Annotated in this window: 10 protein-coding genes and 1 pseudogene; 4 read left to right on the top strand and 7 right to left on the bottom strand. The window is 38.1% G+C overall.

The features are described from left to right. Positions 1 to 1,550, top strand: a pseudogene (locus VB691_RS23385) (hypothetical protein); the annotation flags it as partial. 1 nt (position 1,551) lies between these two features. Here the strand turns inward: VB691_RS23385 and VB691_RS23380 are convergent. From VB691_RS23380 to VB691_RS23370, 3 genes are all read right to left on the bottom strand, one after another. Further along, entirely contained in the window at positions 1,552 to 1,965 is a 414-nt protein-coding gene (locus VB691_RS23380; RefSeq protein ID WP_323293935.1) for a PIN domain-containing protein, read from the bottom strand. Further along, positions 1,962 to 2,189: a hypothetical protein gene (locus VB691_RS23375; RefSeq protein WP_323293934.1), complete on the bottom strand. Its 228-nt coding sequence runs from the start codon at positions 2,187 to 2,189 to the stop codon at positions 1,962 to 1,964. Before VB691_RS23375 ends, VB691_RS23380 begins: the two co-directional genes overlap by 4 nt. A 91-nt stretch (positions 2,190 to 2,280) precedes the next feature. Then, entirely contained in the window at positions 2,281 to 3,324 is a 1,044-nt protein-coding gene (locus tag VB691_RS23370; protein WP_323293933.1) for a hypothetical protein, read from the bottom strand. Between the two features lie 217 nt (positions 3,325 to 3,541). Between VB691_RS23370 and VB691_RS23365 the strand changes: the two genes are divergently transcribed. Next, entirely contained in the window at positions 3,542 to 3,724 is a 183-nt protein-coding gene (locus tag VB691_RS23365) for a hypothetical protein (protein WP_323293932.1), read from the top strand. Beyond that, entirely contained in the window at positions 3,721 to 3,999 is a 279-nt protein-coding gene (locus VB691_RS23360; protein WP_323293931.1) for a hypothetical protein, read from the top strand. The genes VB691_RS23365 and VB691_RS23360 overlap by 4 nt, the downstream gene beginning before the upstream one ends. A gap of 282 nt (positions 4,000 to 4,281) precedes the next feature. Here VB691_RS23360 and VB691_RS23355 read toward each other — a convergent pair whose 3' ends face one another. The 3 genes from VB691_RS23355 to VB691_RS23345 all read right to left on the bottom strand — a co-directional run bounded on the left by VB691_RS23355 (position 4,282) and on the right by VB691_RS23345 (position 11,933). Continuing rightward, a complete protein-coding gene (locus VB691_RS23355; RefSeq protein WP_323293930.1) occupies positions 4,282 to 4,596 on the bottom strand; it encodes a S1 RNA-binding domain-containing protein in 315 nt (104 codons plus the stop codon). A 5-nt stretch (positions 4,597 to 4,601) separates the two neighbouring features. Beyond that, entirely contained in the window at positions 4,602 to 4,967 is a 366-nt protein-coding gene (locus tag VB691_RS23350; RefSeq protein WP_323293929.1) for a hypothetical protein, read from the bottom strand. Between the two features lie 372 nt (positions 4,968 to 5,339). Next, entirely contained in the window at positions 5,340 to 11,933 is a 6,594-nt protein-coding gene (locus VB691_RS23345; protein WP_323293928.1) for an RHS repeat-associated core domain-containing protein, read from the bottom strand. A gap of 381 nt (positions 11,934 to 12,314) precedes the next feature. Here VB691_RS23345 and VB691_RS23340 point away from each other — a divergent pair, with 381 nt between their 5' ends. After that, positions 12,315 to 13,283 carry a hypothetical protein gene (locus VB691_RS23340; RefSeq protein WP_323293927.1) on the top strand — a complete coding sequence of 323 codons (969 nt, stop codon included), beginning with the start codon at positions 12,315 to 12,317 and terminating at the stop codon, positions 13,281 to 13,283. 10 nt (positions 13,284 to 13,293) lie between these two features. On the opposite strand, the gene VB691_RS23335 is transcribed toward VB691_RS23340, so the two are convergent. After that, positions 13,294 to 13,989, bottom strand: a complete 696-nt coding sequence (locus VB691_RS23335; RefSeq protein ID WP_323293926.1) for a DUF6753 family protein — start codon at positions 13,987 to 13,989, stop codon at positions 13,294 to 13,296. Between the last annotated feature and the right edge of the window lie 45 nt (positions 13,990 to 14,034).

Raw genomic sequence — 14,034 nt, 5'->3', positions numbered from 1 at the left:
AATTAAATTTTGAAGTAACCTTAAATAGTTATGGAGAAGGTAACACAAGAGAACTTATTGCTACCACCTCTCAAGGCATTTCTTTTAAAATAGAAAAGTCTCATTTTTTAGCAGATAAAGACCTCAAAGAGAAGGATTTTAAGGGAGAGACAGTTAAGTTAACACTCTCCTTAGAAACTCCTCAGAAAAAGGCAATGATAGCTAATATTAAACAAGCTGATGGCAGTTTATTACCTATTGGGGAATTCACCACCAATCAAAAAGCTTCAAAAGAAGCATTAAACAAAGTTGGATTATTTAAAGATGGGGCAACTTTTGAAGCTCAAATTACTTCAAGAGTGACAGCAGCGCGGATTAATATTGACTCTAATACTATAGAATATCCTGAATTTGGTCAATGGCAACAATCGGCTAATCAAGAAAAGAAAAAACTTGCTCCTTCTGTCAATTATTTGATTGAAGCGATAACAACTCAACCCCCCATACTTCATCAATTTGACCAAGATTGGCAATTACCTAATGGGAACATTGAAGTTGTGCCAACATTAGGCTTAACAGTCGATATGAAGCAAGTAGAAGCGACCAAAAACTTTCTTAATAACCAAGACATTCCTTATGTTTTATTGTCCCCTGATGATGCTAAAATTAAGTTAGAAACAGAGCGAGGTTATGGTGTCTTTTGGATGGTTGAATCTGATGTTCCTACCGCCACTCGGAACTTAATTGAACAAAGAACTAATGGTGTATATAATAATAATTTATCGGAGATTTCTTCGGTTAGTCCTTATCAGGTAAAATTAACATCAATTCCCCCTTTATCCGAGAAACAAAGACAAGAACGATTAGACAAAAATCAAGGGGCTTTTTCTCAGACAATTAGGTCAACAGAAGTCCCTCAACTACAACAAAAATCAAGGAGGGAAGAACAATCTAGTCAATTAAAGAAACCGAGTGATTCTTATAAATTAGTTCCTAAATCATCTAACACTGCTGTTGAAAAAAACCGAGTTAAAGACAGAGACATGGCCAGTGTTGCTACTCAATTTAATACTGTTAAAATAGATAAGAATTTAGATGATAACATTGATCATAATTTAAGTGATTCTCTATCATCAAATACAGAATCACCTAAACCAACTTACTTATCAATTAACAACATTTCTTCTGACCCTGAATTTGACATTAATCATCTCATGGAACAACAACAAAGAACTGAACTTGTGGCCCCTATTGCTTTAGAATACCTGAAACTACAAGACCCACAAACTTCTGATACTCGACATTTTAAAGGGCCACATTTAACCTTTGATTATGATGGTCATTATCTAACCATTAAAGACAATAAAGATGATAGTATTAAAATGAAAGCCCGTTTTACAGGAGTAGAGCCTGTTACAAAGAAAACCCAATGGTTATCAGCTTTACCTGAAAATAGCCCTGGTTTAACTCAAGCTGATGTAAATAAATGGACTTCAGATTCAGTTAAGGAGTATATAAAACAGGAAAAAATTAAGCAAGCTACAACAAAAGGATTAGCCATGAACAGGTAAGTTAAAGAGTATAGGGAATTTCAATAAAACTATGTTGTCTGATGTCAAAATCTTTAGTATTATGGGTGACTAATTTGAGGTTATAATGGAGAGCAATGGCTGCTTGAATGGCATCTGGCAATTTCCATTGTATAACCTTTTCATTTGGTTCCTTATTGAGCTTTTTCTTAATTTGCTCACGACGCAATTGAATAACAAAATCAGTAATGGTTTTATCAAGTTCAATTAGTTGAAAATAAGATAAAACTTGTTCGGCTTGATAAAAAGCCGTTTCCTGATCGAATCCGATTAAAACTTCAGCTTTAGTTATTACGGAAATACAACAGTTATCTTTATAAGTTTTAAGATAGGTAGTCGCTTGGGTAATACCATTGAAATGATCGATGAGAATACAAGAATCTAATAATCGTTTCATGACCATTCCTCTCGAATTTTTCTTTGATATTCTAAGCCATCTCCTTTTGTCCAAATGCCTTTAGTATTATCTAATAATTCATCAAAATCTGACGAAGCTTTAGGATTTTCTTCTTCGATAACTTCAATATTAATAGTAAGTCTTGTTCCTTCTTTAAATGGCAAATCAGAAAGAACAATCTGCTGAGATTTGTCAAGGGTTAGTTTGGTTTGATAAGAAGTCATGTTTGGTCATTGATTTTTTCCTACAAACAATTATCTCTTTTTTTTGACAACAAATCAAGAGAGACAACGGTGTTTTCTCTTGAATAACAACTTAATTAATCTTTTTTTTAGATTCCCGATTATCTTGTCGATAAACCCCCGTTTCCTGTAAATACCGTTCCCGATATCGCCACACAGCCATCTGCTTTGATTCTGAGCTAGTCCAAGCTTTTATCGGCTCTAAGGTTGGCAAATCTTTGACTTTTTCTAATAATGATTCATCTTGGGTTAAACTAACAACAACATCAGCTAAATACCGACAACAACCGTGAGAATTTTTGACCACTTGTTCCTCAGCAAAGCGAATCACTACCCAGTTCCTATCATTAAAAAAGCGGTTACGATTTCTATCTTTATCATCATCTAAACAATGATGAGGCTTTTTCGTTTTACCCTCGTAAGGTTCATCAATTTCAATATCAATCGATAATCCCGTATTCTCATCAACAAAAGCTATGTCTATACTATAACAAAGACGACTCCCAGGAATCGGGAACTCTCCCCCAAATTCAATCTGAGGAAAAACCGTCTTTAACACCTCTAAAAACATTGTTTCACTGACACCTTTAGGAGCATTACTATCACCCATAGGTTGCTCAACTTTACCCTTTAACAAATCCCTTAATTTCTGTTGTCTTTGCTCAACTTGTTTCTGTTGATGTTTGTTAGTATTTTTCAAGTAGCGATCGCGCACTTTCATCGCTCGTTGCCATTGCTTTAATTGTGCTTCATAGTTCGGTTGAAACCTTAGCTGATGCTGTTTGCGTCGTCTTTCCCACCAACGGGTAAATTGCCATAATCCCCACGTTACACCACCCCAGGAGGCTAAACCGGAAACAGTTGCACTCAAGGATAACCCCTGAACAACGATAACAAAACCTAAGATCAGTAAACCAATGCTTCCAATGATCTTGACAGTATCTTTATTAACCGGAAAATCCCAAATACTTTGGGGATATTGGGGTTTAAGATATCGGGGATAAATTAGCTGCTGCTGCTTTAGAAAAGATTGCAGTGGGGGTGGGTAAAATACTTGGGGGTAGATTATTTGAGATTTCTCTAAACTTTTAGTTGATTGAGTATTTTTATTATTCACAACATTAATAATGAAGTATTAAGCTTTGAGAAAAAAAAGATGGTTTTATTATCAATTTTTGTTTTTGTGTGTTTTTGGACAAACACAAACTTCATGAACTCAAAAGTTCTATTTTTTAAGCTTTGTTGAAATAATTCCTACATCAGCTAAGATAATTATAGGCAAGTTAAGAATAAAGGACTAAAAGCTTATTGTTCATCGTTTTTCACAGAAAAGAGTGATTGATATTCTCAATCAAAAAAAAGGAAGTATCAAACAAGCACAATTACCTGAAGGTTCACCAAGTTGGGATGAAATTAATCAGATGACTGGGAAAGAAGTTGAATCCAGTGCCAATGCGAATTTAAAAGGATTCAAAGCTATGCGTAAACTACTAAGTGATCGGAGATTTGACAAATGAAAACAGATTTATTTAATAAGTTTCTTACTTTTTTAAATCAATTGCAACAGCAAAAAATTAATTATCAAATTTCTCATCATCAAGATGAAGCAATTATGATAACAGTTTCTATAGTGGGGGAACGTTGGGAAATTGAATTTTTAGAGAATGGCGATATTGAAGTTGAAAAATTTATTAGTAATGGAGAAATTAGAGGGGAAGAAGCATTAAAGGAACTTTTTGAAAGGGAAACAGCAGATGATTCCTTGATTGAGAAAGTATCTGTTTTAACTTAGTTGCATTGTTGCGTAGTTGACGAAGAAAACCCAACAAAAAAAAGTGATCGCACGGAAGTCAGTTTGATGGGTATATTTTGTTGAGTGGTAGATGTTGGGTTTCATGTTTGAAATGATCGCCTTCTACCACATCAATTCAATTGTAAATTGGGTTGACCATCGCAAACCCAAAGAAAGCGTAACAGATGGGGTTGTTGGATTTCGTTTGTTAATTGCATCAGTAATTTTGTTTCATAATAGGGGTTCGCAAGGGACCAACCTACGAAGGCGATGTGATCGCTATTAAATGACAGCAGGAAGCTTTAGAGGGACTAGGATTTGGTGTAAAACACTTGGCTTGGCGTTTAAATAGATTTCACGGCAATTACTTTCATTATACCCAACAACAACTGCCCCAATCATTTTTCCGACTTCTGGATACATTTCGGGTTTCATTTCTCCTTCGTCTAAGAAATCGGGAATTTTAATTAATCCTTTAACGAGAGGTTCATTAAGGTTGACAAAAACGCCATAAGGTGTCTGAAATTCGACTTCACCTTGCACAAATTGACCGATTTTGTATTTTGATTTGATATGTTCCCAGTTAGTTGTATTCATATTATTTACTTTGGTTTAAGAACTCGTGGAAATTGATTCAGGATGGAAAATAAATTTTGAGGAATCACTACCTCAATCCGTTCACGATTATCTTTTTCATCATAACGATATTCATACGGTTTAAAGTATTGATCATAGCTGCCTTGGTCTATGATAACTTCAAGAATTCCCTCTCCATAACTCTGATTAAATTCTTCAGCAATACTTCGGTCATTGGGACCAGCAAAATAGCAATTTCCATCAAAATAAGGAGGAGCATAGGGAAAATCATCGGTTTGAAACCCTTCTTTGATCAGTTTTTGACTTTTGCCTTGTTGGGGAGCTTTATAAATGGTGACGGTTTTGGCGGATTTTAGGGGTTCTACTCTCATACATTGACATCTTGCCTTAACCGACCATTACCTCAATCGTAGATTAAGTTGACAGAAAAAACACCAAAAATTTGTCTAACAGTTAAATGCGGTTTAATTAGCGATCGCCCTTTAAATAAATTTGTGTAGGGTGTGTTAGTCACAGCGTAACGCGCCGAATAGTGTAAAAACGATCGCAGGTAAAATCGGATTAAGCAAAATCATAGTTAGCGTACCCCACCATAATGTGATGGAATGGGTGGTGCGTTCTCACATCAAGGAAATTTTGAAGGTTCAAATGGTTTCACCGAACGCACCCTACAGGCTACTACAAGATCAGCGATCGCACTTAAATATAAAGTCATGTCGGAGTTGCAATGGTTTGGCGATCGCCTAGGGTTCTTCATGATGCGTCCCAGCCCTGGAAACAGATTGTCTATCACCTGGTTCACATCCTGCATTGCAAGGTACTGTTATATTTTTCGATACCTGACCTGCATTACCAAGGACTGGATAAAATGATCCTCGACCTACCCAATTCCTTTGACAGACCTCTGTACGAGTTCCTTGATATTTCCCCCAACCTTTATAAAAGGAGAATTGATACCAGCAAGGATCGGGTCTAAAACACCAAACGTAGCAGTCTTCTATATAAGTGGCGACTATAGTTGTACCCACAGTACATCCATTTGCGTAGTACGCAGTAATCGCACCTCCAACTACAACTATCCCGCTACCTATTATTGTAATTGTAATTGGTTCTATTAATCCTGTGGGATCAACCCCATTCGGAACAAAATACGCCTGATACAAATTTATACCGCCATTGTACCCGATCGGATCTCTTGAAATAAACCGACCCTGATCAGCATCCAAATACCTTGCACGATAATAATATAACCCCGTTTCCTCATCAAATCGCCGTCCCGTAAACAAATAAGGATTATCAATCAAACTATTCGCTGCACCCCAAGGATGAGGAGGAACAATATTCCCATTAGCATCGAATACCGTCACCTCACCATAGGGATCATAGAGGTAACTCTCCGCAATATCCCCATTTTCATCCGTTACCGCATAAACAGAGTACAGCGCATCTTGATGGTAATGGTAACGTTGATCCCCAGAACCGATCGCCGAATCATCCCCATCCAAATTACGATCCATGATCACCACTTCATCAATATAATTACCATAGACAAATTGCTGAGTCAGGACATTACTACCATCTCGTTCCTCTACTACCCGATTTCCATCATAATAGAAGTCCGTAACCCCATCATTTGCGCCAGAATTGCTCACTTCCTTACGAATACGTCGTCCCATCGCATCATAGAGGTATTCAGCTACCACTCCATCCCCTTTACGAGTCGCTATTCGCAGACGGTTACGGGAATCATATTGATAGGTGTAGTCAGCATCTTCCACTAAATTACCATTATCGTCATAGCGTAAGGTTGCGCCATTTTGCGTCGTTAACTCATTAAAGGATGAATGTTCCCGATCATCAACTATAGGATTGCCATTTTCATCAAAAATCGTGCTAGTATCCCAATTACCCACACCATCAAGATTCCAGTCTTGTCCTTGGGATACCTCTGTTGACGGGGTAATAATAGCGTCTCCCTGTGCATTTAATTCCCCTCGTTCAAAATTAATTAAACGATAGACAGAATCATACTCATAAAGATCACTATTAGCTAAATCATGGAGTAAACGCTTGAAGGTGCGGTTATTCATCCGATCATACCCATATTCAAAGCCAACAATTAAGGTATCATCAGCTTCTAAGTTGCGTAAAGTGACAGTACGACGTAACCCGTCATAACCAATATCCGTATCTCCTGCATCGTTAAGATAAGTCATGCGAGTACCATTAGTAGGAGAACGACGTTCTAACACTCGTCCTGCACCCATATAATCGTATTCGACTAGATTTAGACTTTCTCCATCATCTTTGATGGTTTTAATCCGATCTAACCCATCATAAGTATAGAGTAACTTCCGTCCATTGGGATAAGTCACAGAGACACGGGTATCTGACTCATAACCCGAAGATGTCGCTTGTAGGGGTAAATTACCGATTTGTTGCGTTTCTTCAATCACCCGACTGAGACTATCATAGGCAAAGGTAACAACAGAATCATCACTGGTATCAGTGGGATCATTATTATCCGTTGCACGGGTTAAGCGAGATAAACCATCATATTCGTAGTTATTGCTATTCGTACCCACTATTGCAGGGAAGGTACTGCTAGGATTAGACGGATCACTGACAGGGTTAGGTGCGAAAATAGGATCGCCAATAAAGCTGTCCGTTTGTCCAAAGCGGAAGATTCTGGTCGCAATGCCTCGATTTATGGCATCATATTTCGTAAATGTCTCAGAATCGTTTTCATCTTCGAGAATCACCACATTACTATCAAGATCATAACCATAAACAATCGTTGTCGGTGGGGTATCATCCACTTGATCCGCTAAACTGGGGAACAATGAGGCAATATCTGCTAACCCTGTATCAATATCCGTTAACTGATTATTAATTAATGCAGTCGCAATCACCAGAGGATTATTAATCGTTGTCACTGTTGGGGTAATAATCTCACGAGATCCTAAGATATTCGCTTTCGTAAAGGTAGAATCAACCGTTAACCCTTTAGTTTCAGCAACTTTACGGTTTTGGTTATCGTAGAGATAGATAGTCACATTACCCTGATCATCTACCAACGCAGACAATAAGGAATTATCATCATAAACGTATCCAGTACGAATAATACCATCTCCACCGCCTTGAGAACTGTCTGGTGTGGGTGTAGTTGTCTTAATCCCTTCAATCGTTGCACCAATATTAACCCCATCTCCGTCACCCGAAGCAGTTAAGATTTGTTCTTCTCGTAGCTTACGACTGATACCATCATAGAAATATTGGGTGACATTACCAAAATCATTGATATTATTAACCGTTAACGCACCATTGGCAAATTCACGACGATTAATGCTATTTCCTGTTACTGTTCCCTGTGCATCCGCCATTGCTACTAGATTACTACGAGAATCATAACGATAGAACATCGCTTGTCCAATATTATCCACACTTTGCTGTAAGCGGTTGAGACTGTCATAGAAATAGGTGGTTAAGAAGACTTCATCATCTATTCCTGCAATTTGCGATACATCCGTCTCTTTGGTTTCAATGAGGTTATTATTGTCATCGTAGGCAAATTCTACGGTATTTCCTTCTGGATCTAAGGTAAATATAGTTCTATCTGCCCCATCATAACCCGTTTCGTAGGTATCCTCATCATCTTGGATCATAAAGGTTTGACGAGACTTGCGATCGTATTCATAACGCATCGTCACCTTATCATCATTGGGGGTTAAGCTACCATCGCTTAATTCAGGGGTGCGAACGGTATTAACACCATCAGAAACAAAGAGAGTATAATCTTGTTGGAAGAGACGGTTTAATTCATCGTATTGATAGGTTGTTTCGCTCAATAAGACATTATTTGTGCCATTATTATTAGTAGGACTAGCACCTCCAATTGTTCCAAACGTGCGGACTCGGACTACATTACTCACAGGATCATAATTGTATTGGGTTTCATTTCCTACTGCATCAATAACCGCAATACGGCGATCATATCCATCATAAGTGTAGGTAGTAACGTCTCCATTGCCAGCAATACTGCTATTATTTCCTGTAGATTGGTCTGTATCCTCTGCATCTACCACTTCGACTAGGTTACGATTGCCATCATAGTTATAAGTCATCGTTGAAGCTAACCCACCCCGTACATCATAAGATCCCGAAGGTGCGCTTAAGGTTTCAGAAGTTGCGTTTAATGCGCCATAAGTCGTCTGGAAGAATAAGTCTCGTTCATCATAAAGGGAAGTTGTGGCATTTCCTTCAGGAGATAGGGTTAAGGTTAGATTTTCGTTAGCATCATATCGATAACGAGTCACCAAAGACGCATTAAGATCCACTTCTGCACTCATTTGAACCACATTATCTAAAATGTCATAGGTGTAGAAAGTATCGACAAAACCACCCGTATTAGACGTATCCCCTCGATCTTCTACCCGACGCTGAATGACATTATCATTAGCATCATAGAAGGTATCTTCAATATAACTAAAGGCCGTTAAATCTAAAGGTTCATCACTATTTCCACCACCAGAAACGGGAACATCCGCAGCACGAATCGTTCTTACAACTTGATTGAGTTCATTAACCACAAATTCGGTGCGTATTCCCCGACCATCAGTAATACTGGTAATATTCCCCACATTATCATATTCATACTCGGTAGAGATTTGAGTGGGAGTTGCACCATTATTATTGTTAGCATTGGCAAAGTGGGAATCATCCTCAATGGTTTGTCTGAGATAGCCTCCCGTCGTACCATCTAATGTACGTCCGTCAGCAGGAGGTGCAGTAATATTTCCATCCCCATCTGGGTCATTTTCCGCATAATATTCATAAGTATGGACATTTCCTTCAGGATCTACCAGTGAAGTCATTTGTCCAAATTGATTATAACGATATAAGGTAACAACATCTTGCAGTTGATCTCCTTCAATAACTGCTTGATTAGATCCTGCTAATAAAACAGGGGAAGGTGCTTCAATTCGGATTAAATTCCCTGCAATAGAGGTCGTAATGCTTCCATCTTGGTTTAAATCTCCTAATCCTAATTGTATTCCGGCTGCGGTTAGTTGTGCTTGAACATCCCCTTCCGTTGTGCCTAATTCTGCTGCCAACAAGGGTAAAATGATACTAGCATCCGCTTCTTGGTAATCGTAGAAATAACGGGTACTGTAGCGTTCTTGTTGAGTACGTCCATCAGGTTCAGCAATAGGGGGTGTAAAGTTGGGATCTAACCCTCTGGGATCGACTCTGAGGGAGAATAACTGATAAATAGGTTCATAGATATTTAATGTTTGAATTTGCGTCTGATCTCCCCCTCTGTCTGCGTCTGGTGTCGTCACCGAAGATAAAATATTCCCATTTGCAAATCGTGAAGGATTACTCTCATCATAAGTATATTGTGTTGTATTGCCTTCAGAAGCGGTTTTACTGATTAAACGTCCATCTGCATTGTATTCAAACGTTGTTTCAAAGAATTCAGGTTCACCATTGCGTAATCCTTTCGTAAACTCCTTAATCGAGAGTGCATACCCTAATTGATTGTAATCATACTCGGTAATATTGCCATTACGATCCGTTTCCGTTGTTCGTATTACCGCTTCATTAGGATCGCTAGAACTACCACTTACCGTTAATAACTCATAATCTAGCGTATAACTTCCCCCCGCCTCAACTCCCGATGTATTTGTTCCCCTATAGGTTTGACCAATAACTTTATCAAACTCGACTGTTCCCAATTGAGTACCATATTCAATAGTTAATACAGCATCTCCCCCATTGGCCACTTCATTAGGACGAGTTACGGTTAATAAATTATGATTGAGGCGATCGTCACTAAATCCAGAACTATAACTATAACGGGTGGTTTTACCATTAACAAAGTCATTTCCGTTAGGTGTCCCTGTTACAGTGGGAGACGTTACTTCAATTAAATTCCCATTGCTATCATAGGTAAAGTCAACCGTTCTGCCATCAAAATCGGTAATATTATCTAATTTTCCATTATTTAAGCCACCACTGATGTAATTATAGTCAATACTTCGTCCCAACGTATCGACAAAACGGATCATCTGATCATCTACATTGTATTGTAGGGTGACAAAATTATCATTGCGATCGCTAATTTCAATTAACTTTCCTTCTTCATCGAATTGATGAACAATTCCATTAGGGGTTCTTAAATCAAACGTTCCATCATTATTTTCCGTCAAAACTTTAAAGATTTCAGTAGGAGATTCATAACCATCTCCCATGTCATTCAAATAGAAACGATCTTGACGATCTAACCCATCGTCATAAATAATACTGCCATCAATTTGAAACTCTAGTTTCTGAAAATATTCATGTTTCCAGTTATTCCCTACAAGACTTTCACTATCGTCAATTTGAGAACTATAATGGCGAGTGAAAGAATAATTTAATTGAGATCCTGCACTAGAACGACCCGGAATATATAGATCCGTCTCCCGTTGCATCAATTCTCCGCGATCAGCATAGACATTGCCACTTTGTCCCCCTAAACTTGCTAATAAATGGTTAGATGATTTTGTTTCAGAATTATTACCTTGAGAAGCACTCCCTGTACCATCTTGGGTTGATTGAGTGTCAGTCTTATCACCACAACAACTTACACAATCACAACCTGCTGGATGTCCCCCTATACCTCCCCCTTTGCTCTGTGGAGAACGAGAAAGCTCTTGTGACTCAAAGACAAAGTTATTCATTCGACCATCTTTGAACACTCTCACCATTCCTTGATTTCCGATAATCGCACCGTTGATTATCGCACCATCGGCTGTTCCTTGGAAAAATAGACAATTTTGAGCCTCATTATACTTCCATCTCGTCCCTACCCCCGCTGCTGTGTCAATCGTAGCGTTAATATCTCCTAACACCGAATCACTCGATTGCCAATAAAACACAGGGTTATTCAAATCTTGGTCAAAAATCAGGGTGGCACTCGAACCTGCGATCGCTGGATTTCTTCCCTCAAAAATCGGTGCTTCATTGGGAATCATTGCAGGAGTGCTAGTAATACTAAAATTATTAGGATTTAATAGCTCATCAATTACTTCTTGCGGAAAGGTTGTTTCCCAATTCTCTAACCATTCCTCCTCTATCGCCAATTCTGATGCAATAATAGGTTCACTAAAAGCTGCGATCGCTTCTGGTGATAATTCAGGGGAGTCCAAAGAACTAATCCCTGCTGACAACATTCCATTTGATAATTTTATTGAGGTAGAAAAAGGATCTAAATTGGCTGCAATACTAATACCATTTTCCCCAATTCCATTATTAATCTGCTGATCATATAAGGTTTCTACAACACCATCCATTGTTTTTCCTCTTAAATTTTTAACTTAAATCAACTTAAAATGGTTTAGCAAATTTGACACCAAGAACTCTCAACCCATGCGCCTTCTCATGGAATTATCGGTCTTATTTCAGGAAATTCTCAGTTTTAAACAACTTCCTTCAAGTCTAGTTTCATCTTTTTGGGGCGAATCACTTTTGATAAAAAACTTTATAAAAATCAAAGTTAGTTTACAATTAGTAACCTAACTTAAATTTTAGAGTCAAATATACATTATAATCGCATTTTTTGGAAGAAATCCTAAAATTATTGCCAGATTACATTAAATATAACGCTAATATCAAACTGTTCTCAGTCTTTAACCCAACAGTTCAGTCATAGCCACCATTGACAAAAAACCACTATGAATCATAAATCATTAGCAATGATGACGGCTTCTCTATTAATAGGAAGTTTTACTTATACAACCCCGTCATTTGGCTTTAATTTTAGCCTAGATCCTAGTTCTTCCTCCATTGATGGAGTTATTACTCCTGATGATATTCTCGAACCAGGATTAAACATTGTTGTTTCAGGGACGGATCTAGGTTTACAAGATGACTTTTTTGGGGGAGTTTTTGATAGTTTAAACGCCCTTTCTTATGGAGGAGATCCAATTACTCGTTCTTTAGCTTTTACCGTTGATAAAACCTCCACAGGATTACCAGAAACGGCGGTTAATAAACAAGCACTTATTGGACAACAAAGCAGTAGTATTTTTAGAGGCGATCCTTCATTTAGTGGGACAAATAAATTACTAGGTGATGCGCCATCATTAGGATTAACACCTGGTTTATTTGGGGATGGATTGAATAGTTTATCTTCTAATTTTGGGGGAGGAAATATTTATTTCTCCATTGATTTTTTCTCAGCTACTAATGGATTTGGAACCAATGGCTTATCGAGTGATATTTTAATCAGTAGTGGAAATGGTACATTTAATATCTTTGCTGATAATTCAGCAATGGGATTAACTGCTGATGATGATATTGATGCTTTGATGCTTTTAGATCGAGGGACAAAAGGCATTTTAGATCCTGGTATTGACCAAGCTGTTTTTTCCTTGAGTAGTTTTTCTCCCAATACGTTAACATTTACGGGAAATCCTTATGAGTTTGGAGTCCCAGGTTCTCTCTCCCCTGCGGACTTACTCTTTACTGATTTTATGGGCAGTTTTTCTGGTTTTGTTTCTGCATCGGCTCAGGGTCTAATTGAGGGAGATGATAGTGTCACAGGGATCACACCTGTGCCTGAACCCTCTCTATTTTTGGGCTTATTAACACTTGGATCTTGGGGTCTTGCTAACTTAGGTCTGCAAAAAAGAAAAGAATAAAATTAATTGCTCAAGGTGTACCCTTCCTCTGCCCAGGCGGTTTCACCCAAACAACACAAAAACCATTAATACGTTCTTGTGTTCCATAACTTAATTTTACCCCCAATTTCTGCACATCTTGTTCACAATTCGCAAAATAGCCCTTATTCCATTCCATAATTTGTCGGGCATATTTCCCCTCACCACTCATAGCCCAATTTAGGGACTCAGCTTGGGTTTGGGTTAACTTTTTGTTACTATAACCCCCTTCTAACCAAGGGGGTACAGTAATACCCATAAACGCCCCGAAACAGAAGGTTCCCAGAAGTATGGCCCCCGCAGGAACCAACGATTTAAACGAACTCTTAGCACGTTTTTCAGTTAAGGTAATTAATTCCCCAACAGCGCGGGAAATATCTTTTTTGTAATCAGAGATCGCCTTCTTATGCTCTTGTTCCTGAAGTTTACCAATGTCTTGTCGCCACTCCTTAAACTGTTCTTGTAAAGCAGCAGGAGCGGATTCTAAGAGGAATTCCAGGTTTCCTAATGCTCCTAAGATGACAAACATAGGATCGTCAGGATTTACCCCTAATTTAAACACCAATGTCATGACTTTGGCAACAAATTCATCATCTTTATTTTCTAGAAGTTCTCCTAATAAAGTGGTCACTTCTCCCTGATAGTTATTAGGAGTTTCTTCAGGATTATTTTTCTCAGAATCTATCATGGATTTCTAAAATAGACTAACTAACTCATCATCAACACGATTAAA

The organism is Crocosphaera sp. XPORK-15E (genome assembly GCF_034931425.1).
Taxonomy (GTDB): Bacteria; Cyanobacteriota; Cyanobacteriia; order Cyanobacteriales; family Microcystaceae; genus UHCC-0190.
The sequence above is the reverse complement of the archived record's forward strand: the minus strand, read 5'-3'. Positions and strand labels throughout refer to the sequence as shown.

Coding starts and splice junctions, on each gene's coding strand:
- VB691_RS23340 (WP_323293927.1), top strand. CDS start 12,315: ATGAATCATAAATCATTAGCAATGATGACGGCTTCTCTATTAATAGGA.
- VB691_RS23375 (WP_323293934.1), bottom strand. CDS start 2,189: ATGACTTCTTATCAAACCAAACTAACCCTTGACAAATCTCAGCAGATT.
- VB691_RS23380 (WP_323293935.1), bottom strand. CDS start 1,965: ATGAAACGATTATTAGATTCTTGTATTCTCATCGATCATTTCAATGGT.
- VB691_RS23345 (WP_323293928.1), bottom strand. CDS start 11,933: ATGGATGGTGTTGTAGAAACCTTATATGATCAGCAGATTAATAATGGA.
- VB691_RS23335 (WP_323293926.1), bottom strand. CDS start 13,989: ATGATAGATTCTGAGAAAAATAATCCTGAAGAAACTCCTAATAACTAT.
- VB691_RS23350 (WP_323293929.1), bottom strand. CDS start 4,967: ATGAGAGTAGAACCCCTAAAATCCGCCAAAACCGTCACCATTTATAAA.
- VB691_RS23355 (WP_323293930.1), bottom strand. CDS start 4,596: ATGAATACAACTAACTGGGAACATATCAAATCAAAATACAAAATCGGT.
- VB691_RS23360 (WP_323293931.1), top strand. CDS start 3,721: ATGAAAACAGATTTATTTAATAAGTTTCTTACTTTTTTAAATCAATTG.